This window comes from Cronobacter sp. HA18003 (genome assembly GCF_011605905.1).
GTDB lineage: Bacteria > Pseudomonadota > Gammaproteobacteria > Enterobacterales > Enterobacteriaceae > Cronobacter > Cronobacter sakazakii.
On sequence record NZ_JAANQO010000025.1, the window covers coordinates 64,790 to 91,754 of the forward strand.

Annotated in this window: 23 protein-coding genes, 1 tRNA gene and 1 pseudogene; 9 read left to right on the plus strand and 16 right to left on the minus strand. The window is 55.4% G+C overall.

Going from position 1 to position 26,965, the window contains the following annotated elements; all coding sequences use genetic code 11:
• Nucleotides 1-38 precede the first annotated feature (38 nt).
• From G6041_RS17875 to G6041_RS21630, 3 genes and pseudogenes are all read right to left on the minus strand, one after another.
• Nucleotides 39-749: a DUF3053 domain-containing protein gene (locus tag G6041_RS17875; protein ID WP_004387604.1), complete on the minus strand. Its 711-nt coding sequence runs from the start codon at nucleotides 747-749 to the stop codon at nucleotides 39-41.
• A gap of 252 nt (nucleotides 750-1,001) precedes the next feature.
• The gene (locus tag G6041_RS17880) at nucleotides 1,002-1,160 is read right to left on the minus strand and encodes a type I toxin-antitoxin system Hok family toxin (RefSeq protein WP_041460659.1); all 159 of its coding nucleotides are present in this window, start codon (nucleotides 1,158-1,160) and stop codon (nucleotides 1,002-1,004) included.
• Nucleotides 1,117-1,407, minus strand: a pseudogene (locus G6041_RS21630) (DUF5431 family protein); the annotation flags it as partial. The gene G6041_RS17880 and the pseudogene G6041_RS21630, both read right to left, overlap by 44 nt.
• Before the next feature lie 313 nt (nucleotides 1,408-1,720).
• Here G6041_RS21630 and G6041_RS17885 point away from each other — a divergent pair.
• A complete protein-coding gene (locus tag G6041_RS17885; RefSeq protein ID WP_004387600.1) occupies nucleotides 1,721-2,014 on the plus strand; it encodes an HTH-type transcriptional regulator in 294 nt (97 codons plus the stop codon).
• Between the two features lie 141 nt (nucleotides 2,015-2,155).
• Here G6041_RS17885 and G6041_RS17890 read toward each other — a convergent pair whose 3' ends face one another.
• The 4 genes from G6041_RS17890 to G6041_RS17905 form a co-directional block, all read right to left on the minus strand.
• On the minus strand, nucleotides 2,156-2,314 hold the full coding sequence (locus G6041_RS17890; protein WP_015387147.1) for a Hok/Gef family protein: 159 nt from the start codon (nucleotides 2,312-2,314) through the stop codon (nucleotides 2,156-2,158).
• A 303-nt stretch (nucleotides 2,315-2,617) separates the two neighbouring features.
• A complete protein-coding gene (gene glyS / locus G6041_RS17895) occupies nucleotides 2,618-4,687 on the minus strand; it encodes a glycine--tRNA ligase subunit beta (RefSeq protein WP_012126294.1) in 2,070 nt (689 codons plus the stop codon).
• 9 nt (nucleotides 4,688-4,696) lie between these two features.
• Nucleotides 4,697-5,608: a glycine--tRNA ligase subunit alpha gene (gene glyQ / locus G6041_RS17900; protein ID WP_004387598.1), complete on the minus strand. Its 912-nt coding sequence runs from the start codon at nucleotides 5,606-5,608 to the stop codon at nucleotides 4,697-4,699.
• A 118-nt stretch (nucleotides 5,609-5,726) separates the two neighbouring features.
• Nucleotides 5,727-6,038: a YsaB family lipoprotein gene (locus G6041_RS17905; RefSeq protein ID WP_012126292.1), complete on the minus strand. Its 312-nt coding sequence runs from the start codon at nucleotides 6,036-6,038 to the stop codon at nucleotides 5,727-5,729.
• Between the two features lie 187 nt (nucleotides 6,039-6,225).
• Here G6041_RS17905 and G6041_RS17910 point away from each other — a divergent pair, with 187 nt between their 5' ends.
• A complete protein-coding gene (locus G6041_RS17910; RefSeq protein ID WP_041460658.1) occupies nucleotides 6,226-7,218 on the plus strand; it encodes an acyltransferase in 993 nt (330 codons plus the stop codon).
• Here the strand turns inward: G6041_RS17910 and G6041_RS17915 are convergent.
• The 4 genes from G6041_RS17915 to xylA form a co-directional block, all read right to left on the minus strand.
• Entirely contained in the window at nucleotides 7,211-8,131 is a 921-nt protein-coding gene (locus G6041_RS17915) for a GlxA family transcriptional regulator (protein WP_012126290.1), read from the minus strand. The two genes, G6041_RS17910 and G6041_RS17915, sit on opposite strands and share 8 nt — an antisense overlap.
• Nucleotides 8,128-8,670, minus strand: a complete 543-nt coding sequence (locus G6041_RS17920) for an isochorismatase family protein (RefSeq protein WP_012126289.1) — start codon at nucleotides 8,668-8,670, stop codon at nucleotides 8,128-8,130. Before G6041_RS17920 ends, G6041_RS17915 begins: the two co-directional genes overlap by 4 nt.
• 122 nt (nucleotides 8,671-8,792) lie before the next feature.
• Nucleotides 8,793-10,247, minus strand: coding sequence for a xylulokinase (gene xylB / locus G6041_RS17925; RefSeq protein WP_012126288.1), 1,455 nt, complete (start codon nucleotides 10,245-10,247; stop codon nucleotides 8,793-8,795).
• Nucleotides 10,248-10,292: 45 nt separating this feature from the next.
• On the minus strand, nucleotides 10,293-11,615 hold the full coding sequence (xylA, locus tag G6041_RS17930) for a xylose isomerase (RefSeq protein ID WP_012126287.1): 1,323 nt from the start codon (nucleotides 11,613-11,615) through the stop codon (nucleotides 10,293-10,295).
• Between the two features lie 382 nt (nucleotides 11,616-11,997).
• On the opposite strand from xylA, the gene xylF reads away from it, so the two are divergent.
• From xylF to xylR, 4 genes are all read left to right on the plus strand, one after another.
• Nucleotides 11,998-12,990, plus strand: a complete 993-nt coding sequence (gene xylF / locus G6041_RS17935) for a D-xylose ABC transporter substrate-binding protein (RefSeq protein WP_004387592.1) — start codon at nucleotides 11,998-12,000, stop codon at nucleotides 12,988-12,990.
• 67 nt (nucleotides 12,991-13,057) lie between these two features.
• Complete coding sequence (locus G6041_RS17940; protein WP_166491679.1) at nucleotides 13,058-14,599, plus strand: xylose ABC transporter ATP-binding protein; 1,542 nt, start codon at nucleotides 13,058-13,060, stop codon at nucleotides 14,597-14,599.
• Complete coding sequence (gene xylH / locus G6041_RS17945; RefSeq protein ID WP_004387590.1) at nucleotides 14,577-15,767, plus strand: xylose ABC transporter permease XylH; 1,191 nt, start codon at nucleotides 14,577-14,579, stop codon at nucleotides 15,765-15,767. Before G6041_RS17940 ends, xylH begins: the two co-directional genes overlap by 23 nt.
• Nucleotides 15,768-15,865: 98 nt before the next feature.
• Nucleotides 15,866-17,044, plus strand: coding sequence for a D-xylose utilization transcriptional activator XylR (xylR, locus tag G6041_RS17950; RefSeq protein WP_004387589.1), 1,179 nt, complete (start codon nucleotides 15,866-15,868; stop codon nucleotides 17,042-17,044).
• A gap of 144 nt (nucleotides 17,045-17,188) precedes the next feature.
• Here xylR and G6041_RS17955 read toward each other — a convergent pair whose 3' ends face one another.
• Nucleotides 17,189-18,013 carry a protein bax gene (locus G6041_RS17955; RefSeq protein ID WP_071601437.1) on the minus strand — a complete coding sequence of 275 codons (825 nt, stop codon included), beginning with the start codon at nucleotides 18,011-18,013 and terminating at the stop codon, nucleotides 17,189-17,191.
• A 313-nt stretch (nucleotides 18,014-18,326) separates the two neighbouring features.
• Here G6041_RS17955 and G6041_RS17960 point away from each other — a divergent pair, with 313 nt between their 5' ends.
• Entirely contained in the window at nucleotides 18,327-20,357 is a 2,031-nt protein-coding gene (locus G6041_RS17960) for an alpha-amylase (RefSeq protein WP_041460657.1), read from the plus strand.
• 173 nt (nucleotides 20,358-20,530) lie between these two features.
• Nucleotides 20,531-21,787, plus strand: coding sequence for a valine--pyruvate transaminase (gene avtA / locus G6041_RS17965; protein ID WP_041460656.1), 1,257 nt, complete (start codon nucleotides 20,531-20,533; stop codon nucleotides 21,785-21,787).
• A 48-nt stretch (nucleotides 21,788-21,835) separates the two neighbouring features.
• Here avtA and yicI read toward each other — a convergent pair whose 3' ends face one another.
• Together yicI and G6041_RS17975 are read right to left on the minus strand one after the other, a co-directional pair.
• The gene (gene yicI, locus G6041_RS17970) at nucleotides 21,836-24,160 is read right to left on the minus strand and encodes an alpha-xylosidase (RefSeq protein WP_012126284.1); all 2,325 of its coding nucleotides are present in this window, start codon (nucleotides 24,158-24,160) and stop codon (nucleotides 21,836-21,838) included.
• A 3-nt stretch (nucleotides 24,161-24,163) separates the two neighbouring features.
• Nucleotides 24,164-25,567, minus strand: coding sequence for a glycoside-pentoside-hexuronide family transporter (locus tag G6041_RS17975; RefSeq protein ID WP_012126283.1), 1,404 nt, complete (start codon nucleotides 25,565-25,567; stop codon nucleotides 24,164-24,166).
• A gap of 289 nt (nucleotides 25,568-25,856) precedes the next feature.
• On the opposite strand from G6041_RS17975, the gene G6041_RS17980 reads away from it, so the two are divergent.
• Nucleotides 25,857-25,951 (plus strand) — tRNA-Sec (locus tag G6041_RS17980).
• A 21-nt stretch (nucleotides 25,952-25,972) separates the two neighbouring features.
• On the opposite strand, the gene G6041_RS17985 is transcribed toward G6041_RS17980, so the two are convergent.
• Nucleotides 25,973-26,458, minus strand: coding sequence for a hypothetical protein (locus tag G6041_RS17985; RefSeq protein ID WP_041460655.1), 486 nt, complete (start codon nucleotides 26,456-26,458; stop codon nucleotides 25,973-25,975).
• Complete coding sequence (locus G6041_RS17990; RefSeq protein ID WP_071818039.1) at nucleotides 26,442-26,957, minus strand: DUF2778 domain-containing protein; 516 nt, start codon at nucleotides 26,955-26,957, stop codon at nucleotides 26,442-26,444. The genes G6041_RS17985 and G6041_RS17990 overlap by 17 nt, the downstream gene beginning before the upstream one ends.
• Nucleotides 26,958-26,965: the final 8 nt, after the last annotated feature.

The following is a 26,965-nucleotide window of genomic DNA, read 5'->3' on the forward strand; positions in this document are numbered from 1 at the left end:
CGTGACAATAAAAAACGGCTCATAAGAGCCGTTTTTTTTCACTGCATCGCGTTGGTCGCGGCCGTGTAAGCCTGGGTGAAGGCCTGATGTTGCGCGGCGAGCGGGCCTATCAGCGCGTTATACTGGCTCGCCTGCTGCGACGTCGGGAACTGGATGCCGTTAGCCGCAAAGCCCACCTGCGTGCCCTGCTGCGCGATGAAATCACCGACCTGCACCAGTTGCTGAGTGAACGTCTGCGCGGCCGGGATCAGCGGCTGCAGCGCGTTAGCCGGGCCGGTTACCACTTTTTCATAAGCTTTATCAAATACCGGCTTCAGATCGTCTGCCTGCTTAAGCGACGCGTGAGAGCTGTCCGCCTGCATTTTCGCATTCTGCAGTTGCTGGCTCATTACGCCCAGCGAACCGTTGGCCTGGCGCAGCGCTTCACGCTGGGTCATGTAATCCTGCGGCACGCGAATGCTATTTACGCTATCCACTACCGGGCGGATGCCGGCGTCCATCGCCTGGTTCACCTGCTGAGAGTAGCTGTAAAGGATGGCATAGTCGGAAACGAACGGACCGAACTGTTTTTTCTGATCGGCGGTCAGCGTCGGCAAACGTTCGCCGCTACGCATTACCGTGTTTTGCAGAAAATCGACGAACGCTTTGCGCTGGTCGCCCTCTTTATCAAAACACCCGCTCAGGCTGAATACCATTAACAACGCCGCCAGCGGCGCGAACCAGCGAGAGCAGGACTTACCTGTCGCCATTTTTTTGCTCCTTTCACTCATCAACGCGCACACCACTGCCAGTGTGCTTCAACGCCCACAAGGATAGTTCAGACGCGCCGCGCAGGATACCCTTTATTGCGCTGCAAAAGCGATTATGCGAAAGGCAGCGCGCCGTGCGTAAAAAAGGGCCGCCAGCCTGCGCTGACGACCCTTAATAAAGACGCTCACAGCCATACCGCCCCATAGCCTCGCCTGGCCTGAAAAGGCGGGGTTTCCCCCGCCCTCCAGACGCTACTTACCGGATTCGTAAGCCAGAAACGCAGCGGCCTCCCGATATCTGTCCTTATAACGGATTTCGCACAGCGATTTTCGTATAAGGAGCGTGAATATTAATAGCGTGGTACAAACGATTAATACGCACCAGATAAGCGCATTTCGCAGTAGTTTCATCAGCTTCTTTTCCTTGTCTTGCGACGGGTAAGAGGCTAATCTGCATATGTTCAGTATGGAGACAGCCTCGTTGGTTAATGAAAATTGACCTTCGGGGCTTTCTTCTTTCTGCCATCCGCCATAGCGGTAACTTTGCTGATTGCCGGAGGCAAAAAGCCTCAAGCGCCGGGGGTATTTTACGCTGCCTTTTTAAGCTGCCTGAATGTGATTCGGTGCTTTTCAGAAACCACCATGAGTGCTTTCCCATTGCATGACTGGAACCCTGTATATGAGCGTCAGAAGAGCGGTGCGCGCGTTCTAAAACGCCGGGCTTATGGCGGGATCGCGCAGGGGATAAAGGATCGCGCCATGATCTTTTACAAAACTATACTTTCTTAAGATTAATCCTAATATCAATCAATTAGGACGAGATATTCCACCGCCGAACCGCCACAACCGGCGCTCGCCAGTCAACAAGCGCAAAATCTTATACTACCCTGCCCGCAGTTTGGTTTTTTCCGAACTATGATTAAGAAGCTTCTTAGACGTTCACGATCCCGCTGTGTGATTAGGAGTCCAAAATGGAATCTAAAGACCCTATGTTTGAGTTGCTCAGCAGCCTCGAACAAATTGTATTAAAGAAAGATGCCTCTGATACGGTTACCCTGACGCAGAAACCTAACGTGTTTACAGAATTTGAACTGTTACGCAAAAGAACGGGCCTGAAAACAGATGATTTGGCTCGTGTAATGGGTGTCAGTGTCGCCATGGTTCAGGAGTGGGAATCCCGCCGTGTGAAACCCTCCAGCACCGAACTGAAGCTGATGCGCCTGATTCAGGCGAATCCCATGCTCAGTAAACAACTCATGGAATGAAACGCAAGCCAGTACACTTTTTTTCGCAAACAAAACGCCCCCGCCAATGCGGGGGCGTTGCTTTTCAGAATACATTTGGGTGCGCGCAGGCCAACCCGCCCTCCTGACCAGTGGATGGGGGATTGCTCCCCCATCCAAAGGCTACTTCCCTGGTTCGTAAGCAAGGATTGCCCGTATTTCCCGGCTTCCCTCTTTAATAGTGAATTCACATAAGCGATCACGCATTATTAAGGCGAAACACAGCACCGTAATACACAGCGCTAATATGCTTAAAAAAGCATATCGGGATTTTATTGGCATAATTGCCTCCTTATAGGGAAGAGGCTACAATCAGGCTGTTGGGTCTTGATTGCAGCCTCCCCCGAGGTTAAATGGAATTAACTTAGGGGGGCATTCATCTGACCAGCCTTTGCATCATGCCCAAGCCAGCCAGCCTGAGCACCCGCGCGCTATATTATCCGCAACCGTCTTATTAATAATTACGTGACCGCGTAATAACCCCTCGCTTTTTTGTATTATGATAATAAAATAAGAATTCAACGTAGCGAAAATCGCTATAAAAAAACCCGCCAGCGGCGGGCTTTTTATTATTAACGGAACACGTTACTGCAGCAGGGAAATATCCGCCACCTGCAGGAACAGTGCACGTAATTTTGACAGCAGCGTCAGACGATTAATACGCACCTGCGCATCGTCCGCGTTAACCATCACTTTTTCGAAGAACTCATCCACCGGCTCACGCAGCTGCGCCAGTTCGACCAGCGCTTCCTGGTAGCGGCCTTCCGCGAACAGCGGCTGCAGCTTGTCGCGCATTACAGCGACCTGCAGCGCCAGACGAATTTCCGGATCTTCTTTCAGCACCGATGCATGAACTTCATCGTTCAGCGGCTCGGTGGCTTTCGCGAGAATGTTGGAAACGCGTTTGTTCGCTGCGGCCAGCGCCACGGCTTCATCGAGCGTACGGAAGTGCGATACCGCCTTCATGCGGGCATCGAAATCCGCCGGGCGGGTCGGACGATTCGCCAGCACCGCCTGAATGGTGTCGACGCTGTAGCCTTCATCCTGATACCAAGCGCGGAAGCGGCCCAGCATGAAGTCCACGACATCATCCACCACTTTCGCGTTGGTCAGCTTGCTGCCGTACAGGCGCACCGCTTCTTCCGTCAGGGTTTGCAGATCGAGCGGCAGGTTTTTCTCAACGATGATACGCAGTACGCCAAGGGCAGCGCGGCGCAGCGCGAACGGGTCTTTATCGCCTTTCGGATGCTGACCGATACCGAAAATCCCGGCCAGCGTATCCATTTTATCGGCAATCGCCACGGCGCACGCCACCAGGCTTGACGGCAGGGCATCGCCCGCAAAGCGCGGCATATACTGCTCATTCAGCGCCACCGCAACGTCTTCAGACTCGCCATCATGACGCGCGTAGTGCATGCCCATGACGCCCTGGGTGTCGGTAAACTCAAACACCATGTTGGTCATCAAATCGCATTTAGAGAGCAGGCCCGCACGCGTCGCGTGATTCACATCCGCGCCGATCTGGCTCGCAATCCAGCCGGAGAGCGCCTGAATGCGGTCGGTTTTGTCGCGCAGCGTGCCGAGCTGTTGCTGGAACAGCACGGTTTCGAGACGCGGCAGGTGATCTTCCAGACGTTTTTTGCGGTCGGTGTTGAAGAAGAACTCCGCATCCGCCAGACGCGGACGCACCACTTTTTCGTTACCGGAGATAATCTGGCGCGGATCTTTGGACTCGATATTCGCCACAAAGATAAAGTTCGGCAGCAGCTTGCCGTCGGTACCGTACACCGGGAAATACTTCTGGTCGCCTTTCATGGTATAGACCAGCGCTTCCGCCGGCACCGCCAGGAATTTCTCTTCGAATTTCGCGGTCAGTACCACCGGCCATTCCACCAGCGAGGTGACTTCTTCAAGCAGGCTGTCGCTCAGATCGGCATTGCCGCCGATTTTCGCCGCTGCGGCTTCGGCGTCCTGCTGAATTTTAGCTTTACGCGCGTTGTAGTCGGCGATGACTTTGCCGCGCTCCAGCAGGATCTGCGGGTACTGATCGGCGTGGTCGATAGTGAATTCCGGCTCGCCCATAAAGCGATGACCACGGATCACGCGGTCGGACTGAATACCAAGAATAGTCGCCGGCAGCACTTCATCGTCCAGCAGCAGCGTCACGGTGTGAACCGGGCGCACGAACTGCACGTCGGACGCGCCCCAGCGCATCAGTTTCGGAATCGGCAATTTAGACAGCGCGGTGCTCACCATGTTCGGCAGCAGCGCCTGCGCGCTTTCGCCTTTCACATGGGCGCGATACATCAGCCACTCGCCTTTGTCGGTGACCAGACGCTCCGCCTGATCGACAGTAATGCCGCAGCCGCGCGCCCAGCCTTCCGCCGCTTTGCTCGGGTTGCCCTCTGCGTCAAACGCCGCAGAGACCGCCGGGCCACGTTTTTCGACTTCGCGATCCGGCTGAGACGCCGCCAGATTCGCCACTTTCAGCGCCAGACGACGCGGCGCCGCAAACCAGCTCACGACGCCGTGGGCCAGGCCCGCCGCGTCCAGTTCAGCAGTAAAGTTCGCAGCGAAGGATTCCGCCAGGCTGCGCAGGGCTTTTGGTGGCAGCTCTTCAGTGCCAATCTCCACCAGAAAAGTTTTCTCAGACATGGCAGCCTCTTATTTATTTCTGTTGCACATCGGGAAGCCCAGCGCCTCGCGGGAGGCGTAGTAGGCTTCGGCCACGGCTTTGGTCAGCGTGCGGATACGCAAAATGTAGCGCTGGCGCTCGGTCACCGAGATAGCCTTGCGCGCGTCCAGCAGGTTGAAGCTGTGGGCGGCTTTCAGAATACGTTCATAAGCAGGCAGCGGCAGCGGGTTTTCCAGCGCCAGCAGCTGTTGAGCTTCTTTTTCGTACTGCTCAAAGCAGGTGAACAGGAAATCCACGTCGGCGTATTCGAAGTTATAGGTGGATTGCTCCACTTCGTTCTGATGGAACACATCGCCGTAAGTGGTTTTGCCAAGCGGGCCATCGCTCCAGACCAGGTCATAAACGCTGTCCACGCCCTGAATGTACATGGCGAGACGCTCAAGGCCGTAAGTGATTTCACCGGTCACCGGTTTGCACTCCAGGCCGCCGACCTGCTGGAAGTAAGTGAACTGCGTCACTTCCATGCCGTTCAGCCACACTTCCCAGCCGAGGCCCCAGGCGCCGAGCGTCGGGTTTTCCCAGTTGTCTTCGACGAAGCGAATATCATGAATGGTCGGGTCCATACCCAGCTCTTTAAGCGACCCCAGGTACAGCTCCTGAATATTGTCCGGCGACGGCTTGATGATCACCTGGAACTGGTAGTAGTGCTGTAAACGGTTGGGGTTTTCGCCGTAGCGGCCATCGGTCGGGCGGCGGGAAGGCTGAACATAAGCGGCCGCGATAGGCTCCGGGCCCAGCGCCCGCAGGCAGGTCATCGGGTGGGAGGTGCCGGCGCCGACTTCCATGTCCAGTGGTTGAACGATGGTGCAGCCCTGACGAGCCCAGTAATCCTGTAAGGTCAGGATCAGGCCCTGAAAGGTCCTGGTATCAAACTTTTGCATATGATTTCGCACGCGATACGAGTGGGTTTATTTGGAAGCGGTCAGTATACCCGTTGACCGCCAGATATACAGCCTCAATCCACGACCAAAAGCGGGCGGTTGACGCGCGGTTGCGCCATTAACGCATGGAAAGGTGTAAAAATTGACCGTTCGCGTCGAAAGAGCAGGTAAAGCCCTCTTCACGCGCCGTATAGCCGCGCATTTCATAGCTTCCCTGATACGCCTCGAAACCGTTAACGGTGATATTCTGCGCATCGGTATTGTAGCGATGAGCGGCTTTTGCTTTACACTGCTGCTCCATTTCCAGCGAGTGCGGCGCGCTGACACGTCCTTTTTGCGCATGCTGCGGATGCGCCTCCTCGTGACTGCAACCGGCCAGCGCACCTGTGAACAGCACCAGCCAAAGCGTGCAGGGCAACAGCCTCGTCATAGTTTGTTATCTCCATGTTAAAATGACGACCAAAGCGCGGGTGACCGCAGCGGACAAAGGGCGTGCATTCTGCGAAATCGCCCTAAGGCTGACAACGGGCCGCCCTGAAACTCAGATTGTTCCGTGGAGCAGGATCCAGAATCAGGAAGTCACACTGCTGATAATTAAAGATGGTACAGAGGAACTGATGCAGCAAAAAATTCACTGGATAGACAATCTGCGCGCGATAGCCTGTCTGATGGTCATCATGATCCACACGACGACCTGGTATATTACTAATCCTTCACTGGTCAGCCCGCTAAACTGGGATTTCGCCAACCTGCTGAACTCTGCGTCGCGCGTCAGCGTACCGCTGTTTTTTATGATTTCAGGGTACCTGTTTTTCGGCGAACGCAGCGCCGGGCAGCGGCATTTTCTACGCATCGCGCTCTGCCTGGTTTTTTACAGCGCCGTGGCGCTCGCCTATATAGCGCTACTGACGCCAATTAATGGTGAGCTTTCGCTTAAGCTGTTGTTACAAAAGCCCGTTTTCTACCATTTATGGTTTTTCTTCGCCATTATCGTCATTTATCTGTTGTCGCCGCTGATAAGCGTAAAGCGCATCAATGGCCGGACGGCGCTGGCGCTTATCGTCCTGCTGGGTGTGGTCGCGAATCCCAATACCGTGGCGCAAAAGTTCGACGGCGTACAGTGGCTGCCGGTGAATCTCTATATCAATGGCGATACGTTTTATTACGTGCTGTATGGGTTGATGGGCCGCGCAATTGGGATGATGGAAACGGAGCAGCGCCCCGTAAGCCTGCTGGCGGGTATCGTGCTGGCGGTCAGCACCGTGTCGATTGCGAGCGGTACTCATCAGGCGCTCGAAAGCCACGGCAACTTTGCCGACACCTTTTATCTTTACTGCGGCCCGCTGGTGCTGATCGCCGCGTTAAGTCTGCTGGTACTGGTGAAAAATACGCTCAACCGCGAGATGGCGCCGCTCGCGTTTATCGCGCGTTATTCGCTGGGGATTTACGGCTTCCATGCGCTGATCATTCATTTTCTGCGCACGCGGCATATTGAATTTACGGCATGGCCGGCGCTGGATATCGCCTGGATTTTCAGTATGACGCTGGCGGGTAGCCTGGCGCTGGCCGCGCTGTTGCAGCGCGTCGACCGCCATCGTCTCGTCAGTTAATGGCGCGCGAGCGGGCGCGCTGGAACTGCCGGGCGGATGAAAACCCGGCAGCGACGGCCGCCTGCTCCGCACCCTGCCCCTGCAATAAACACTGGCTGGCAAGCGCCACGCGTAGCTGTTCCAGATAATCACGAACGCTGATCCCCAGATGCTCTTTAAACAGTCGCGTGAGATGACGCGGGCTGACGTGTACACGCGCGGCAATCTCCGTCAGGCTCCATGCCGCCTGCGGATTTGCTGCCAGCAAATCCTGCGCGCGATGCACGGCGGGGTGTAAATGATTCCGGTAACGCAGCCACGGCGAGAGCTGCGGATCGTCGCCGGAGCGGCGAAACCAGACCACCATTTCACGCGCCACGTCAAGCGCCGCGCGCGGCCCGCACAGGCGATGGATCAGGTGCAGGCTTAAATCGATGCCGGACGTAATACCGGCACTGGTCCAGATGCCGCGATCTTCTACAAAAATACGGTTATCGCGCACCTGCGCGCCGGGAGCGGCCATTTTCAGGCGCGCCAGTACGTCATGGTGCGTAGTGCATTCAACGCCATGCAGCAGACCGGCTTTCGCCGCCAGCAGCGAGCCCGAGCAGACGCAGATAAGCGTAAGCTGCTGGCTGTGGATCAGCGGCTGAAGCCGCATCAGCCAGTTGCGGGCGGCCAGCGCCTGCGGCGTAGAAAACCAGCGGCTGGAATCCGCGACACCAGGCAGGACGAGCAGGCTGCCTGGCGGCAATGTTTCCGGCAGCGGCGCGATACCCGCCACCTGTAAGCCGGTCGACATCACGACTCGCTCTTCAGGCCCGATGTAATTGAGGCTGAAGGCGTCACCCGCAAGCGCGAACGTCTCCGCCGGGCCTGTTAAATCGAGCGCCATGACGCCAGGCAACACCACAAACCAGACAGGAATGGTCATCCCAAAGACTCCAGACATTGCGCCACGCTGCTGATCGTCGCAAAACGCCCCGCCAGCACCGTTTCGGTACGGTGGCGCAATGCGTCCACGTCCAGCGTCACGCCTTTCCAGGTCATCGGAAACGTCAGCGTCGCTTCGCTGACAAATGTCACCCGGTAACCCAGATCAGAGGCGACCCGCGTTGTGGTTTCGCAGCACTGCTCGGTACGGATACCGCAGATAATCAGGTGGTTAATATCTCTTTGGCGCAGCCATAAATCCAGCCCGGTGTCGGTAAACGCGTTATGAACATGCTTATGGAATGTCACGGCGGCCTTATGACGCAGGAAAGGCATTGGCGTTACAAAGCCCGATTCAAGCGTAAACACGTCGTCGCCATCGACATGAAAGATATCAACAATCGGAATATTGCGTGCTTCGCAGCCTGCAATAAGCGTGTTGATAGCCTCGCAAAACGCCGGAAAATCGTCTTCACGCCAGTAGCTGCGGTGAAAAAAGGATTGCTGAGTATCGATATTGATAAGTGCAGTACGCGTCATTTCAGGACACCTGTTTAAGTGGGGTTGAACCCTATTCTCACAGGCATGAGTGACGCCGGGCAGACCAGAAAAGGACAAAAAACGGGTGTTTCAGGACGGCTTTCATAACACCCGTTTTTTGGTTATGACATCAACGGCAGTAACTGCCGGTAGAGCTTACGGAAGGTGTCGCGCTGCTCACCATAACGCTGTCGGCGCGCCGCATCCGGCTGATGCTGCTGTTCCAGCGCAAGCGGCGGCAGTAAGTCATTAAGGGGACGCTCTGGCGAAAGCGCAATCTGCGCAAGCCTTGCCGCGCCAAGCGCCGGGCCGACATCGCCGCCGGTGCGGTAATCCAGCGGCACACCGCTGATATCCGCCAGCATTTGCCGCCAGTACGCGCTGCGCGCGCCGCCACCAATCAGCGTAACGCTCTGCGGCGTTACCCCGCATTCATGCACCACATCCATGCCGTCTGCCAGCGCATAACCCACGCCTTCCAGCACCGCGCGCGCCAGTTCGGCAGGCCCATGCTCGTGCGTCAGCCCGAAAAACACGCCTTTCGCCAGCGGATTATTGTGAGGTGTGCGCTCACCGGAAAGATACGGCAGGAACCAGACAGCACCCACGTCGTCGCGCGCGCTTTGCGCCGCGGTAAGCAGCGCCGGTACGCTTCCCGCGCCGGTAATCCTTGCCGCCCAGTCGAGGCACGACGCAGCGCTCAGCATCACTGACATCAAATGCCAGCGCGCCGGTAAGGCATGGCAGAAGCTATGCACCGCGCTTTCAGGGTTTGCCCGAAAGCCATCGCTGACGGCAAAGTAAACGCCAGATGTACCGAGCGACAGCATCGCCTGGCCTGGTTCAGCAAGACCAACGCCCACCGCGCCCGCGGCGTTATCGCCACCGCCTGCCACCACCGGCACTGCATTCATGCCCCACGCCCTGGCAACGTCATCTTTCAGCTCGCCTGTGATTTCACTGCCTTCAAACAGCGCAGGCATATGCTCGCGTTGAAGGTGGCACGCCGCCAGCATGGCATCGCTCCAGTCGCGCTGCGCCACGTTCAACCACATCGTGCCTGCCGCATCGGACATGTCGCTCGCGAAAACACCGGTCATGCGCAGACGCAGGTAATCCTTTGGCAGCAGCACCTTGTCGGTTTGCCTGAAAATGTCCGGCTCGTGACGCGCCACCCACAGCAGTTTTGGCGCGGTGAAGCCGGGCATCATGAGATTGCCAGTAATTTCACGCGAATCGGGTACGTTTTCTTCAAGGATGGCGCACTCCTGCGCGCTTCGCCCGTCATTCCAGAGGATGGCCGGGCGCAAAATTCGCTGATGTGTATCGAGCAAGGTCGCACCATGCATCTGTCCGCTCAAGCCAATCGCTTTCACGTCTCGCAGGCTGTGCTGCGCACCCAGCGCCTGCATAGCGCGGTCAGTCGCCTGCCACCAGCTTTCGGGATCTTGCTCCGACCACAACGGATGTGGACGTGAGACCTGCAACGCTTCGCTGTGCGAGGCGACAAGCGCTCCCTGCTCATCCAGCAGAATAACTTTTACCCCTGATGTCCCAAGGTCGATCCCGATATACATAGCCGCTCCTGTGCAGGACGCCGCCCGAAGGCGGCGCAACGCGTTTTACTTATCAAACAGATAATAATTTACCAGGTTTTCCAGCTGTTCCTGATGTCCGCTCTGATGCTGCGGTGCCAGATTATGCTGCTCAGCGTATTGCGCCAGTTCAGCCAGTGTCATCTGCCCTTTCAGGATCTGCTGACCAAGCTCACCGTTCCAGCCGGCATAACGGCGGGCGACGCGTTTATCCAGTTCGCCCTCTTCGAGCATTTTCGCCGCGACTTTCAGCGACAGCGCCATCGTATCCATCGCGCCGATATGACCATAGAACAGGTCATATTTATCGGTGCTCTGACGGCGCACTTTGGCGTCAAAATTCAGCCCACCGGTCGTGAAGCCGCCCGCTTTGAGGATTTCATACATCACCAGGGCGTTCTCTTCGACACTGTTCGGGAACTGGTCGGTATCCCAGCCGAGCTGCGGGTCACCGCGGTTCGCATCTACCGAACCGAACAGACCGAGCGCAATGGCGCTGGCAATCTCATGGTGGAAAGAGTGGCCCGCAAGCGTGGCGTGGTTGGCCTCGATGTTAAGCTTAATCTCTTTCTCAAGGCCGAACTGTTTCAGGAAGCCATACACGGTTGCCGCGTCGTAGTCGTACTGATGTTTGGTCGGTTCCTGCGGTTTTGGCTCGATAAGCAGCGTACCGCGAAAACCGGTTTTATGTTTATGCTCAACCACCATCTGCATAAAGCGGCCAAGCTGTTCACGCTCCTGGCGCAGATCGGTGTTGAGCAGCGTTTCGTAGCCTTCACGTCCGCCCCACAGCACATAGTTTTCACCGCCCAGTTGATGGGTCGCGTTCATGGCGGTGACCACCTGCGTGGCTGCCCAGGAGAAGACTTCCGGGTCAGGGTTGGTGGCGGCGCCTGCGCCGTAGCGCGGGTGGGTAAAGCAGTTGGCGGTGCCCCACAGCAGCTTCACGCCGCTCTCCTGTTGCTTCTGCGCCAGCACTTCTACCATCTGGGCGAAGTTGTTCAGGTACTCCTTCAGCGACGCGCCTTCCGGCGATACGTCAACGTCATGGAAGCAGTAGTAAGGCACGTTGAGCTTATGGAAAAACTCAAAGGCCACGTCGGCTTTGCGTTTCGCGAGGCTCAGCGCATCGCCTGCTTGCTGCCACGGGCGTTCAAACGCGCCAACACCAAACATATCCGAGCCGTTCCAGCAGAACGTGTGCCAGTAGCAGGCAGCGAAACGCAGATGGTCTTCCATACGCTTGCCGGCAACCAACTCGTCAGGATTGTAATGGCGAAATGCCAGGAGATTCGTGGTTTTCGGGCCTTCATAACGTACACGTTCAAGTTGGTCGAAATAAGTCGGCATAATTAACTCCGTAATCAGGGCTGTTCCAGCGAGAATAAATTAATCCTGGAATTTACTTTCCCTTTGCTCAATTACGTTATTTCACACTGCGATTAAGAGAATGCACAAATGTGCGCTGGCTCGCAAAAACAAAGTTAGTTCCTTTCAATATTGCATTGCGCGATAAATTCCATTTTATTTGTGAAAGCTTTGGATTTAACATTAGAAATCCGATCGGCGTCATAAAATCAGAAATAAACAAAAAAACGTAACCCGAAGATTAAAATCTGTAATTGATCGCCAGCCTTTCCGCGCTAAAAATTCCTGCGTCCGTAAGTATGAATGTCCGTTTCGTCCCCGATGAATTAAGCCCATTCGTAACACTGGAACAGGTATAAAAATCATGAAAATAAAGCAGCTTATTCTTACCCTGTGCGCGTCGCTGGTGTTGACCAGCTTCAGCGGCATCGCAAAAGACGTCAAAATTGGCATGGCGATCGACGACCTGCGCCTTGAGCGCTGGCAGAAAGATCGCGACATTTTCGTTAGTAAAGCAGAGTCACTGGGCGCCAAAGTGTTTGTGCAGTCGGCGAACGGCAATGAAGAAACCCAAATGTCGCAGATTGAAAACATGATCAACCGCGGCGTTGATGTGCTGGTCATTATTCCCTACAACGGGCAGGTATTAAGTAACGTTGTCGCCGAGGCAAAGCGAGAAGGAATTAAAGTGCTGGCGTATGACCGTATGATCAATAATGCCGATATCGATTTCTATATTTCTTTCGATAATGAGAAAGTAGGCGAACTCCAGGCGCAAAGCCTGGTCGATAAGGTGCCGCAAGGGAATTATTTCCTGATGGGCGGCTCGCCGGTCGATAATAACGCGCGCCTGTTCCGCGATGGCCAGATGAAAGTTCTTAAGCCATTTATTGATAGCGGGAAAATAAAAGTCGTCGGCGATCAGTGGGTGGATGGCTGGCTACCAGAAAATGCGCTGAAAATTATGGAAAACGCGCTGACCGCGAACAATAACAAAATCGATGCTGTCGTCGCTTCTAACGACGCGACCGCAGGTGGCGCTATTCAGGCGCTGAGCGCGCAAGGGCTTGCCGGGAAAGTGGCTATTTCTGGTCAGGATGCCGACCTTGCCGGAATCAAGCGCATCATCGCTGGCACACAGACCATGACGGTTTATAAACCGATTACGCAGCTTGCTAATACGGCCGCCGAAGTCGCGGTGGAGCTTGGCAACGATAAGCAGCCTAAATCCGACGCCACACTTAATAACGGGCTGAAAGAAGTGCCTGCGCGCCTGTTAACCCCCATCAAGGTGGATAAATCCAATATTGAATCCACCGTCATTAAAGACGGCTTCCATAAGAAGAGCGAACTGTAATCCCACGGCGTTTGCGGTTCGCCGTAAACGCCAGTGACGCCCTCCGACCAGTGCAGGCGGACTTGTTATGCCTTATTTACTCGAAATGAAAAATATCACCAATGCCTTCGGCGCCGTTAAAGCGGTCGATAACGTGTCGCTCGCGCTGGCACCAGGCGAGGTGATGTCGCTGTGCGGTGAAAACGGCTCCGGCAAATCAACGCTGATGAAAGTGCTGTGCGGGATCTACCCCTGGGGCAGCTATGAAGGCGAAATCACATTTGCCGGTGAGCCGCTCAAGCCAGCCCATATTCGTGATACCGAGCGCAAAGGGATAGCGATTATTCACCAGGAACTGGCGCTGGTAAAAAATCTGACGGTGCTGGAGAACATCTTCCTTGGTGCGGAAATCACGCGCCACGGCGTGCTGGATTACGACGCCATGACGGTGCGCTGCGAAAAACTGCTGGCGCAGGTGAGCCTGTTTGTTTCTCCGCATACCCGAACGGGCGATCTCGGCCTTGGCCAGCAGCAACTGGTGGAGATCGCGAAAGCACTGAATAAACAGGTGCGTCTGCTGGTGCTGGATGAGCCTACGGCATCACTCACCGAGCAGGAGACTGCGCTGTTGCTGGATATCATTCGCGATCTTCAGCAGCACGATATCGCCTGCATTTACATCTCCCACAAACTAAACGAAGTAAAAGCGATATCCGACACCATTTGCGTCATCAGGGATGGCAAACCGGTCGGCACACGCCCGGCCGCGCAAATGAGTGAAGAGGAGATTATCTCCATGATGGTAGGCCGCGAACTGACGGCCCTCTACCCGAGCGAGCCTCATACGCCCGGTGATGAAATTTTGCGTGTGGAAAACCTGACGGCCTGGCACCCGGTGAACCGCCATATCAAGCGCGTCAGCGATCTCTCATTTTCGCTGCGTCGTGGTGAAATTCTTGGCATTGCGGGGCTGGTCGGTGCCGGGCGTACCGAGGCGATGCAGTGCCTGTTCGGCGTCTGGCCTGGACGCTGGCAGGGCGACATTTTTATCGACGGCAAGCCGGTGTCGCTTCGCAACTGCCAACAGGCCATCGCCCACGGGATCGCGATGGTGCCGGAGGATCGCAAAAAAGATGGCATTGTGCCGGTGATGGCGGTTGGGCAGAACATTACGCTCGCCGCGCTGGATGAGTTCAGCGGGCCGCTCAGTGCGCTGGATGCAGCGGCGGAACAGCAGTGCATTCTTGATTCGCTACAGCGCCTGAAAGTGAAAACCGCGTCGCCGATGCTGGCGATAGGCCGCCTGAGCGGCGGCAATCAGCAAAAAGCGATTCTCGCGCGCTGCCTGCTGCTTAATCCACGCATTCTTATCCTCGATGAACCCACGCGCGGCATTGATATCGGTGCCAAATATGAAATCTACAAACTCATTCACCAGCTGGTGCAGCAGGGTATCGCCGTCATTGTTATCTCATCGGAACTGCCGGAAGTGCTCGGTCTGAGCGACCGGGTGCTGGTGATGCATGAAGGCCGACTCAAAGCCAATCTCGTTAACCGCCATCTCACACAAGAACAGGTGATGGAAGCCGCCCTGAGGAGCGATCGCCATGTCGAAAAGCAATCCGTCTGAAATCAAGCTGGCCGCGCCGTCAGCCACTTCGCCGGTCTCGTTCGGCGCACTGAATAAAATCAACGTTCAGGTTTTTGTGATGATCGCGGCCATCGTGGTCATTATGCTGTTCTTCACTTTCATGACCGATGGCGCGTACCTGAGCGCCCGTAATATCTCAAACCTGCTGCGCCAGACCGCGATTACCGGCATTCTGGCGGTCGGGATGGTCTTCGTTATTATTTCCGCAGAAATCGATCTTTCTGTCGGTTCAATGATGGGTCTGCTGGGCGGAGCAGCGGCGATTTTTGACGTCTGGCTGGGCTGGCCGCTGCCGCTGACGATTGTCGTCACGTTACTGCTCGGCCTGCTGTTGGGCGCATGGAATGGCTGGTGGGTCGCTTACCGCAAAGTCCCGTCGTTTATTGTCACCCTGGCGGGAATGCTCGCGTTTCGCGGCGTGCTGATAGGCATCACCAACGGCACGACGGTGTCGCCCACAAGCCCTGCGATGTCGCAGATTGGCCAGAGCTATCTGCCGGGCGGCGTCGGCTTTGCCATCGGCGCGCTCGGGCTGGCGCTGTTTATTTTCTGGCAGTGGCGCGGTCGGATGCGCCGCCAGGCGCTCGGGTTGACCTCAACGCCTTCCAGTGCCGTTGTCAGCAAGCAGGCGCTGACGGCGGTGATTGTGCTGGGTGCCATCTGGCTGCTGAATGATTATCGCGGCGTGCCCACACCAGTGCTCATCCTCACGTTCCTTCTGCTGGCAGGCATGTTTATGGCACTCCATACGGCGTTTGGTCGCCGCATATACGCCATCGGTGGCAATATCGACGCCGCACGGCTTTCCGGCATTAACGTGGAGCGTACTAAACTTGCAGTGTTTGCGATAAACGGTGTGATGGTCGCGATCGCCGGCCTGATTTTAAGCTCGCGTCTCGGGGCCGGGTCACCTTCGGCCGGGAATATCGCCGAACTGGACGCCATCGCCGCCTGCGTTATCGGCGGCACCAGCCTTGCGGGCGGCGTCGGGAGCGTCGCGGGCGCGGTGATGGGCGCATTTATTATGGCGTCACTTGATAACGGCATGAGCATGATGGACGTGCCCACCTTCTGGCAATACATCGTCAAAGGGGCCATTTTGCTGCTGGCGGTCTGGATGGATTCCGCGACGCGTCGACGCGCATAAACATAACCTGCAATGGATCACATTGCAGGTGCGCGGTTATCCTGCCTCGCGGGATATGTGTTATTCAAACAACAGGTTCAAGGCTGGATACTGACACTATGTTTGAAAAGCGTCATCGCATTACGCTGCTGTTCAATGCCAACAAAGCTTATGACCGTCAGGTGGTTGAAGGCGTTGGTGAGTACCTGCAGGCTTCACAATCAGAGTGGGATATCTTCATGGAAGAGGATTTCCGCACCCGGATTGAGAATATTAAAGAGTGGCTTGGCGATGGGGTCATCGCCGATTTTGACGACCCGGAAATCGAGCAGTTGCTAAAAGATGTCGAGGTGCCGATCGTCGGCGTCGGCGGCTCTTATCACCGGCCCGAGCACTACCCGCCAGTGCACTACATCGCGACAGACAACTACGCGCTGGTCGAAAGCGCGTTTTTACATCTCAAAGAGAAAGGCGTTCACCGTTTCGCCTTTTATGGACTTCCCTCGTCCAGCGGCAAGCGCTGGGCCGCCGAGCGCGAGCATGCGTTTAGCGAACTGGTCGCGCGTGAGAAATACCGTGGCGTGATTTATCAGGGGCTGGAGACCGCGCCGGAGAACTGGCAACACGCCCAAAACCGGCTTTCTGACTGGCTCCAGACGCTGCCGCCGCAGACCGGCATTATCGCCGTGACGGATGCCCGTGCCCGCCATCTGCTTCAGGTATGCGAGCATTTACATATTCCGGTGCCGGAGAAACTGTGCGTTATCGGCATTGATAACGAAGAGCTGACCCGCTATCTCTCCCGCGTGGCGCTCTCTTCTGTGGCGCAGGGCACGCGCCAGATGGGGTATCAGGCCGCGAAACTGCTGCATCGTCTGCTGGATAATGAAAACCTGCCGCTCCAGCGTGTGCTGGTGCCGCCTGCCCGTGTAGTGGAGCGGCGCTCTACGGATTACCGCTCGCTGCACGATCCCGCCGTCATTCAGGCGATGCACTACATTCGCAATCACGCCTGTAAAGGGATCAAAGTCGAACAGGTGCTTGATGCTGTAGGGATTTCCCGTTCTAACCTGGAGAAGCGCTTTAAAGAAGAAGTCGGCGAAACTATTCACGCCGTGATCCATGCAGAGAAGCTGGAAAAAGCGCGCAGCCTGCTGATTTCTACCTCATTGAGCATTAACGAAATTTCACAGATGTGCGGCTATCCGTCGCTGCAATATTTCTATTCGGTATTCAGAAAAGAGTATGACACCACGCCGAAGGAGTATCGCGACAGATTCAGCGAGGTGATGATATAGCGTGCGCGGCAGTTTAACGTAAAAACGTTAAGCGACGCTTATGCTGGCAGGCGTTAATAGTGTCTGGATACAACGCTTCGCAAAGCAATAAAAAACGTCTTCCGAAGAAGACGTTTTTTGTGCCTGATTCATCAGAGCTGTTAATTAATTGGTTGCCAGCAGGTGCTGATTATCCTGATACATGGCAAACAGATAATTGTTATAGCTTTTCCCTTTAGTGGAATAGCCTTTCAGCTTATGGATCATATTACTGGCCGTCACTTCCTGATCCGCTTTACGCAGTTGCAGACGCGATTTGCGGAAAGAAGCATAAGCCGGATGCGTATTCAGATTCACCGCATAGGCATTAACGGATTCTTTAACGGAGTTAAAGTGAGAATAACCTTTCACTTTGCCTGGCTCGTTATTACAACGCTTGCTGGCGCATTTCATACCAAACAAGTTGTTGTTATTACGGGCAAGTTTCGAGGTTCCCCAGCCGCTTTCAGCCGCCGCCATGGTCGCGACCATGCTGGCAGGAATAATATCGACACGTTCAAACAGCGTATTCCACGGTACGCGGCGCGTGTTGCCGTTCCATTTTACCTTATAACGCTTCGCGATATCTTTCAGGCGCGCGCGTTCAGCAGGCGACCACTGGGCGTCATACTGCTTTGAGATAAGCCAGTTACGCTCAGCGGAAATAGCCGCATTCTGGCTGGTAATGTAAGGCATGACGGTCCGGAGAAACGCTTTTTTCCGTGGTGTTCCGGAAGGGTATTTTCGCAAATCAGGCAGTGAACCACTTATTACACTATTGCGAGAATACTCTTTTTTACTGCTTGCCAGTTTTTTACCGCTTGTCTTTGTAACGTGTACTGTGTGGCTCTTTTTCGTTGTGTGCTGCGTTGCCAGCACTTCACCCGAAAATGCCAGGGTGGCTAACATACACAGCGCCGCCCCTAATCGTCGAATTGAAGTCGATATCATCAGGTCTCCTGGTCGGATTTAAGCATTCCAACACCTTATTATTTAATTGGATTTAAGAAAGTAATCTTAAATCTTATCAAAAATACCGTTTTGGATCATCTAAAGAAATAAGTCGATTCTGAATTGTCGACGCTTACAGGTAGTTTAACTCGCTGAAAATAAACATTAAAAAATGCCATTTTTAGCATTTAATGCTGGCGTTGAAACGACGCGGCTCAGCCTCCCGTTTCCTCCCCTTTCACTGCCGCTTAAGGATGAGGAATTCCTTATATCGCCATGCGACACTGAACAAAAATCGCACAGGATGCATATAATGAACCTCTCCCCTCTCGCACTACTGCTGCTGCCGGGCATCGCGCTCGCACAGTGGTCCGCTCCAGACCTGCCTGCGTTTCAGGAAAAAACCCCCGGCGTGTTTATAAGCCAGGGGCCGCTGGCGAAAGGCACGCAGCCGCTGCGCCTGACGATGGACAATGCCTGCTGGCAGCCTGCCGGGCCTGTCAAACTGAATCAGATACTCTCACTGACGCCATGCGTTGACCCGGCTCCCGAATGGCGACGCTTTCGCGACGGCAATTACAAGGTGCAGATAGACACGCGATCCGGCACGCCGACCCTGATGTTAAGCGTCGAGCAGGAAGCGCAAAAAGCGGTCGCGGAAGTGACACGCCAGTGCCCGAAATGGGACGGCAAATCGCTCACGGTCTCCGTGAAAGAGACGTTCCCGGAAGGCAGCCTGGTGCGCGACTTCTACAGCGGCAATACCGCCACGGTCACGCAGGGGCAAATCACGCTGACACCCGCGCCCGGCAGCAACGGGCTTCTGCTGCTGGAACGGGCTGATGCCGCTTCGCAGGCCGCATTCAACTGGCATAACGCCACCGTCTATTTCGTCCTGACCGATCGCTTTGTGAACGGCGACCCGACCAATGACAACAGCTATGGCCGCCATAAAGACGGCATGCAGGAGATTGGCACGTTTCACGGCGGCGATCTCAAAGGGCTGACCAGCAAGCTGGATTATCTGCAAACGCTCGGCGTCAACGCGCTATGGATAAGCTCGCCGCTGGAGCAGATCCACGGCTGGGTCGGCGGCGGTACCAAAGGCGATTTCCCACATTATGCCTACCACGGGTACTACCCGCAGGACTGGACGAAACTGGATGCCAACATGGGTACGCCGGACGACTTACGCCATCTGGTCGATGAAGCGCACCGACGCGGCATTCGTGTTTTATTCGACGTGGTGATGAACCACACGGGCTACGCCACGCTCGCCGATATGCAGCAATTCCAGTTTGGCGCGCTCTACCTCAAAGGTGACGAGCTGAAAAAGACGCTTGGTGAAAACTGGACCGACTGGCGCCCTGGCGCAGGCCAGAACTGGCACAGCTTCAATGACTATATTAATTTCAGCGACAAAGCGGCCTGGGAAAAATGGTGGGGTAAAACGTGGATCCGCACGGATATCGGCGACTACGACAGCCCCGGTTTTGACGATCTCACGCTCTCGCTCACCTTTTTACCGGACCTGAAAACGGAATCGACGCAGCCCTCCGGCCTGCCAAACTTTTACCAGCACAAGCCGGATACCGCGGCACAGCTTATCGACGGTGCCACCCCACGCGATTACCTGACACGCTGGCTCAGCCAGTGGGTGCGCGATTACGGTATCGACGGTTTCCGCGTGGATACGGCAAAACATGTTGAGCTGGCCGCCTGGCAACAGCTGAAAAACGAGGCCAGCGCGGCGCTCGTCGAATGGAAAGCCAAAAACCCGGATAAAAAGCTTGATGACGCGCCATTCTGGATGACCGGCGAGGCCTGGGGTCACGGTGTGATGCAGAGCGATTACTACCGCCACGGTTTCGACGCAATGATAAATTTCGATTATCAGGAGCAGGCCGCGAAAGCCGCCGACTGCTTCGCGAATATCGATATGGTCTGGCAGCAGATGGCGGAAAAACTCCAGGGGTTCAATGCGCTGAGCTACCTCTCCTCGCACGATACCCGGCTGTTTCGCGAAGGCGGGCCGCGGGCGGCAGAATTACTTTTGCTCACACCCGGCGCGGTACAAATTTTTTACGGCGACGAAAGTGAGCGGCCTTTCGGGCCAACCGGTTCCGATCCAATCCAGGGCACACGATCCGATATGAACTGGCAGGATCTCAACGGCAAAAGCGCGGCGACGCTCGCGCACTGGCAAAAGCTCGGGCAGTTTCGCGCGCGTCACCCGGCCATCGGCGGCGGCAAGCAGACGACGCTTTCACTGCAACAGGGCTACGGTTTTATCCGCCAGCAGGGTGACGATACCGTTATGGTCGTCTGGGCTGGCCAGCAGTAATCACCAGGCGGCGTGTCTTCGGGCGCGCCGCCTCGTTATTCAGCATTTAATGCTGCATGCTGTCAGCATCGAAACATTTTGCATCAGAAAAGCCCCCGCCCGCCGATTTGCACCCGCCATCCTGTAGCGCTATGGTTAGCCTCTTTTTAAAAGAATGCGACAGACAGACCGCTATGACGTTTTCACTTTTCGGCGACAAATTTACCCGCCATGCAGGCATTACGCGCCTCATGGAAGATCTCAACGACGGATTACGCACCCCCGGCGCTATCATGCTTGGCGGCGGAAACCCGGCGCAAATCCCGGCGATGAACCACTATTTCCAGGAACTGCTGGCATCGATGCTTGAAAGCGGCAAAGTGACTGATGCGCTTTGCAATTATGATGGCCCGCGCGGAAAAAGTGAGCTCCTGGTAGCCCTGGCGGGCATGTTGCGAAAAGAGTTTGGCTGGGATGTCGAACCACAGAATATTGCGCTGACAAATGGCAGCCAGAGCGCATTTTTCTACTTGTTTAACCTGTTTGCCGGCCGCCAGGTGGATGGCACGTCGAAAAAAGTGCTGTTCCCGCTGGCGCCTGAATACATCGGCTATGCGGATTCCGGGCTTGAGGAAGACTTGTTCGTCTCCGCGCGCCCGAATATCGAATTGCTGCCGGAAGGACAGTTTAAATATCACGTCGATTTCGAGCACCTGCATATCGGCCCGGAAACCGGCATGATCTGCGTATCGCGCCCAACCAACCCGACCGGCAACGTGATCACCGACGACGAACTGATTAAGCTCGACGCGCTCGCCAACCAGCACAACATTCCGCTGGTGATCGATAACGCCTACGGCTTGCCATTCCCGGGCATTATCTTTAGCGAAGCGCGCCCGCTCTGGAACCCGAATATCATTCTGTGCATGAGCCTCTCCAAGCTCGGCCTGCCGGGCAGCCGCTGCGGCATTATCATCGGTAATGAAAAAGTCATCTCAGCCATCAGCAACATGAACGGGATCATCAGTCTGGCGCCGGGCGGCATCGGGCCTGCGATGGCCTGCGAGATGATTAAGCGCAACGATCTGCTGCGTCTGTCTCAGGAAGTAATCAAGCCTTTCTATCAGCAGCGCGTTCAGGAGACGATTGCCATCATTCGCCGTTATCTGTCGCCGGAGCGCTGCCTCATTCACAAGCCTGAAGGCGCAATTTTCCTGTGGCTCTGGTTTAAAGATTTGCCGATCACCACCGAGCTGCTCTATCAGCGCCTGAAAAAACGCGGCGTGCTGATGGTGCCGGGCGATTTCTTCTTTCCGGGGCTGGATAAGCCGTGGCCGCACACGCATCAGTGCATGCGCATGAATTATGTGCCGGAGCCGGAGAAAATCGAGGCGGGCGTGAAAATCCTGGCGGAAGAGATTGAGCGCGCCTGGCAGGAAGCGGGGCAGTAATCTCTCGGCCTCAGAGAAAACGCCGCCTCCTGGCGGCGTTTTTGTTCCTCAGAGCGTGATGATAAGCGCTCGCGCCTCACGCTCCGGCGTCAACACAACACCCCATTCGCTGCCCTTACTACTACCGCCGTCAACGGTTGCCACCTGCTGAATATTACGCAGGCAGAGTGTCCAGCCGGTCGCATGACCGCGCCCTTCGACCGTAATCCGCTTGCCCTCGCGCTTAGCGCATAGCGTAAAGGTCGTCTCGCCATTCGCGGCAGGCACCTCACAGCGCGCTTCAGCGCCGTCCGCCAGGTTAAACAGCTGGAACGCCGTGCTCTCATGCCACGCGTAGTCGGGCTTCTGTTCGTTATTACCGAGCGCCAGCAGCGTATTGTCGCGCACATACACCGGCAGGCTCAGGAAATCGTGACGCTGCTTATGCCAGCGGCCGCCGTCCAGCTCATCGTTATGCCACAGATGCGTCCAGCGCCCTGGCGGCAGATAAAACGCCACGTCGCCCGCCTCGCTGAAAACCGGCGCGACCAGCACGCTGTCGCCGAGCATATACTGGCGGTCAAGATAATCGCAGGCCGGGTCGTCCGGAAACTCCAGCATCATGGCGCGCATGACGGGCGTACCGCGCTCGTGCGCTAATACCGACTGACGATACAGATAAGGCATCAGGCGGCACTTCAGTTGTGTAAAGTGGCGCACCACATCGCAGGCTTCGTCGTCATACGCCCACGGCACGCGGTACGATTTGCTGCCATGCAGGCGGCTGTGGCTGGAGAGCAGCCCAAACGCGCACCAGCGTTTGTAGACATGCGCAGGCGCGGTGTTTTCGAATCCGCCGATGTCGTGGCTCCAGAAACCAAAGCCGGAAAGGCCGATGGAGAGGCCGCCGCGCAGGCTTTCCGCCATCGATTCATAGTTGGCGTAACAGTCGCCGCCCCAGTGCACCGGGAACTGCTGCGCGCCGACGGACGCCGAGCGGGCAAACAGCACCGCTTCTTGCTCGCCCACGGTGTCTTTCAGCACATTCCAGACCAGCTCGTTATAAATGAAGGCATAGTGATTGTGCATTTTTTGCGGATCAGCGCCGCTATGCCACACCACATCGGTGGGTATGCGCTCGCCGAAATCGGTTTTGAAGCAGTCAACGCCCATCCCGACCAGCCGTTTCAGATGGCCTGCGTACCAGTCACACGCCGCCGGGTTGGTGAAATCAACAATCCCCTGCCCTGGCTGCCATTTGTCCCACTGCCACACGGCACCATCAGGCCGCTTCAGCAGGTAGCCCTTCTCCATGCCTTCGCGGAACAGCGGTGATTTCTGGCCGATGTAAGGATTTATCCAGACGCAGATTTTCAGGCCGCGCGCCTTCAGGCGTTTAAGCATGCCTTCAGGGTCCGGGAACGTCGCCGGGTCCCACTCGAAATCGCACCACTGGAAGGCTTTCATCCAGAAGCAGTCGAAGTGAAAGACATGCAGCGGCAGTTCGCGCTCCGCCATGCCGTCGATGAACCGGTTCACGGTCTCTTCGTCATAGTTAGTGGTAAACGAGGTGGTCAGCCACAGTCCGAACGACCAGGCGGGCGGCAGCGCCGGACGCCCCGTAAAGCGCGTATAACGGTCCAGCACCGCTTTTGGCGTCGGGCCGTCGATAACGAAATATTCCAGATATTCACCCGCCACGCTGAACTGCACTTTCGAGACTTTCTCCGAGGCGACTTCAAAAGAGACGCACTCCGGGTGGTTCACCAGCACGCCATAACCGCGGTTGGTCAGGTAAAAGGGAATATTTTTATAGGCCTGCTCTGTGCTGGTGCCGCCGTCGCGGTTCCAGGTTTCTACCGTCTGGCCGTTTTTCACCAGGGCGGTAAACCGCTCTCCGAGGCCGTAGACCGTTTCGCCGACGCCGAGATCCAGCCGCTCGAACATGTAGCTGCCGCCGGTGTTGCTATCCTGCACATAGCCGTTGTTCTTCACCTGGCTGCCGGTAATGCGCTCGCCGTCGCGCAGAAAATCGAGCGCCCAGTTCTCACCTTTGGTCACCCGCACGCTGAGCGCGCCGCTTTGCAGCTCCGCGTAGCGGTCCGTGTCACGTAGCTCAACAGGCACCTGCGCTTGCGCATTGAGCGGATAATGCGGGCCGTGGTCTGGCACGCCCTGAAAATGTTCGATACGCACGCCGATGATTCCCTCCTGCGGCGAGAAAAAGCGCAGGGTAAAAAGCGGCGTATCGAGCTGTCCGGCGCGTTCGCGCACGTCGCGCGGCGCGGCATAAACCACCATTTCGCCGTCGCGCTGCTCAACATCGAATACCTGAACGGGATGCAGCAGGCTTAAACCCGGCTGAATCAGCCAGTTTCCGTCACTGATTTTCATGGCTTACCCCTTCGATTTCTGGAATGTCTTACTGACCGGCAATGTTTCAAATTCCCGCTGGTTATGGCGCGCGCTCTTCGCCAGCTCTGCAAGAATGTTTTTCAAAAACGGGGTCTTCAGCGTGTAGTAACGCTTCGCGATGATGGCGCTCAGCACGTAGCAGATGCCCGGCGCCAGCGTGAACAGTGAAACAATGATGGTGAGCGTGGCGCTGTTCTGGGTTTTCGCGGCGGCGTCATACCCGCCACCTGCCAGCATCCAGCCGATCAGCGCGCCGCCCAGCGCCAGGCCGAGCTTCAGCACAAACAGCGTGCCCGCGAAGCTAATCCCGGTGAGACGTTTACCGTTGCGCCATTCGCCGTAATCGACCGTATCGGACATCATGACCCACTGAATGGGTGTCACCAGCTGGTGCAGGACGCCAATAACGAAGATAAAAACGAACATAACGACGGTGGCGCTCATTGGCACGAAGAACATGGCGACACTCAGCACGGCCAGCGCGGCGTTGGTCCACCAGAAAACACTGACCTTGCACTTCCAGTCCGTCAGCGGTTTGGCAAGCGCGCTGCCAAAAAGATTGCCGACGCAGTAAAGGCCGAGGAACCAGGAGAAGAGCGCGGCATCGCCCATAATCCAGGTGACGTAATACATCATTGCCCCGCCACGCACGCAGACGGCGAGGATATTGAGAATGGTCAGCACGCCCACGACGCGCCACTGATCGTTTTGCAGGATATCGCGCAGGTCTTCACGCATGGTGGAAGTATTCGGCGGCGCCTCGACGCGTTCTTTAGTGGTGAAGAAGCAAAACGCGAGCATCAGAAACGCCACGGCGGCAAGCACCGCAATCCCTGCCTGAAAGCCGAACGCTTTATCTTCGCCGCCGAAAAAATTCACCAGCGGCATCATCAGTACCGTCGAGAGCATGCCGCCCGCCGTCGCCAGCACAAAACGCCAGGATTGCAGCGAAATACGCTGCTGCGGATCGCTGGTAATCACGCCACCCAGCGCGCAGTAAGGAATGTTCACGACCGTGTACATCAGCGTGAGCAGCGTATAAGTGACAGCGGCGTAGATCATTTTGCCGCTAAGGCTGAGCTCCGGCGTGCTGTAGGCGAACACGCACACCACGCCGAATGGTAGCGCGCCAAATAGCACCCACGGGCGGAATTTACCCCAACGGCTGCGGGTGCGGTCGGCAATAAGTCCCATCGCCGGATCGGAGATGGCATCAAGCGCGCGGGCCAGTAAAAACATCGTGCCGACAAACCCGGCGGGAATGCCGAAGATATCGGTGTAGAAAAACATCATGTAAAGCATGACGTTATCAAAAACGATATGGCTTGCGGCATCTCCCATGCCGTAGCCAATCTTCTCCTTCACGGAAAGCGCTTGCTCACTCATTCGGTGGTCCTCCGGCGATACGCGAAATTTCACTTAAGTTTTTAGCGCCGTTCGGAACCGCCAGAAATTCTGTTTTCTGGTTATTTATTTATGATTCTTACTTTCTGTGATCGCGATAACCTGCTGATGCAACGAATGAATAATTCTTGTGGCCCGTAACAACGGAAAAACACTTAAGCAAAACCGCATAACGGGTATCGGAAGGGCGAAAAAAGAGTGTGACGGGGGTATTGGTAAGCGTCTGAAACGCGCCTATAATGCGCCGGCCTCCATGTAGCAATGCAGGCGCGGAAGATCGTCGTCTCCGGTGAGGCGGCTGGACTTCAAATCCAGTTGGGGCCGCCAGCGGTCCCGGGCAGGTTCGACTCCTGTGATCTTCCGCCAAAATGCCTTCCCGCTTTGTGATTAGTCGCTTCTGAACTTCCTTTTGATGGCTTGTCTTTTATTCATTATTTTATCCGCCACAGTGATAAGCGCAGCTGAAATAATTAACGCCATAACCGTTGTGGAGCCGACAAAAAACAATTCCTCTAAAAGATCGATCTGACTTTCAATTTCGGTAAACCTTTCCGCGGAAGAATAATGGCTTACAAGATACCAGGCCAGGCAACCAGAATAATACCCAACATCAGAAAAAATAATGATAACCAGAAAACAAAAATAATAGACGCTTCCTTTGATAAGTTTATACCATGACCAGATGTTCATTAGTCTGATGATTAATCCCCACAAGAAAATATTAAAGAAAAGCAGTGAAACCGTTGCAAAGAGCGGCGGTAGTCCACCACCATAGGTTCCTGTTTCCATAAAAATTATGTTTGCTGGGGGGATAACAATTAATATCAATAATTGCAATAACTTTTTCATAAAAGATTTAAAACGTGTTGGCATAAGGCATTCCTATAACATTAATATCGCCATAGGCCTCAAGTCCGTTACAGTAAACAACATATTTCATTGTATTAAACAATGCTGTTCTCAAAGTATAAAAATCAGTTCTTTTATAAAAGGTTATACACCCATCCGAAACGCCAGTCCCATCCATTCTTAAGGGATGAAGTCTAAAACTTTTACGGGATGTCCCTCCGACAACAGTTGTGTCGTCAAGGAACCCATCTTGCCTAAACAAAGCGAACCATTCATCGTAGACATTACCTGTGGATCTTTCTTTTTGCCATGTCCGAAATCTCGAATACGGTCCACCTCGTGGACGATCGACTATCCAGTATTTCCCCAATGGAATAGGCCCGTTACGTCTTCCAGAAAATTCAAGCACATTTTTGTAACTGCCAAGCCCAGAAAACACAGGAAAAACGCCGACACCAGCGCAACGCAATAAGAGTTTGCCGTCTGCGGTTTTCTCATTGTAGTTAAGTTCACAATTGATCATAGCGCTAT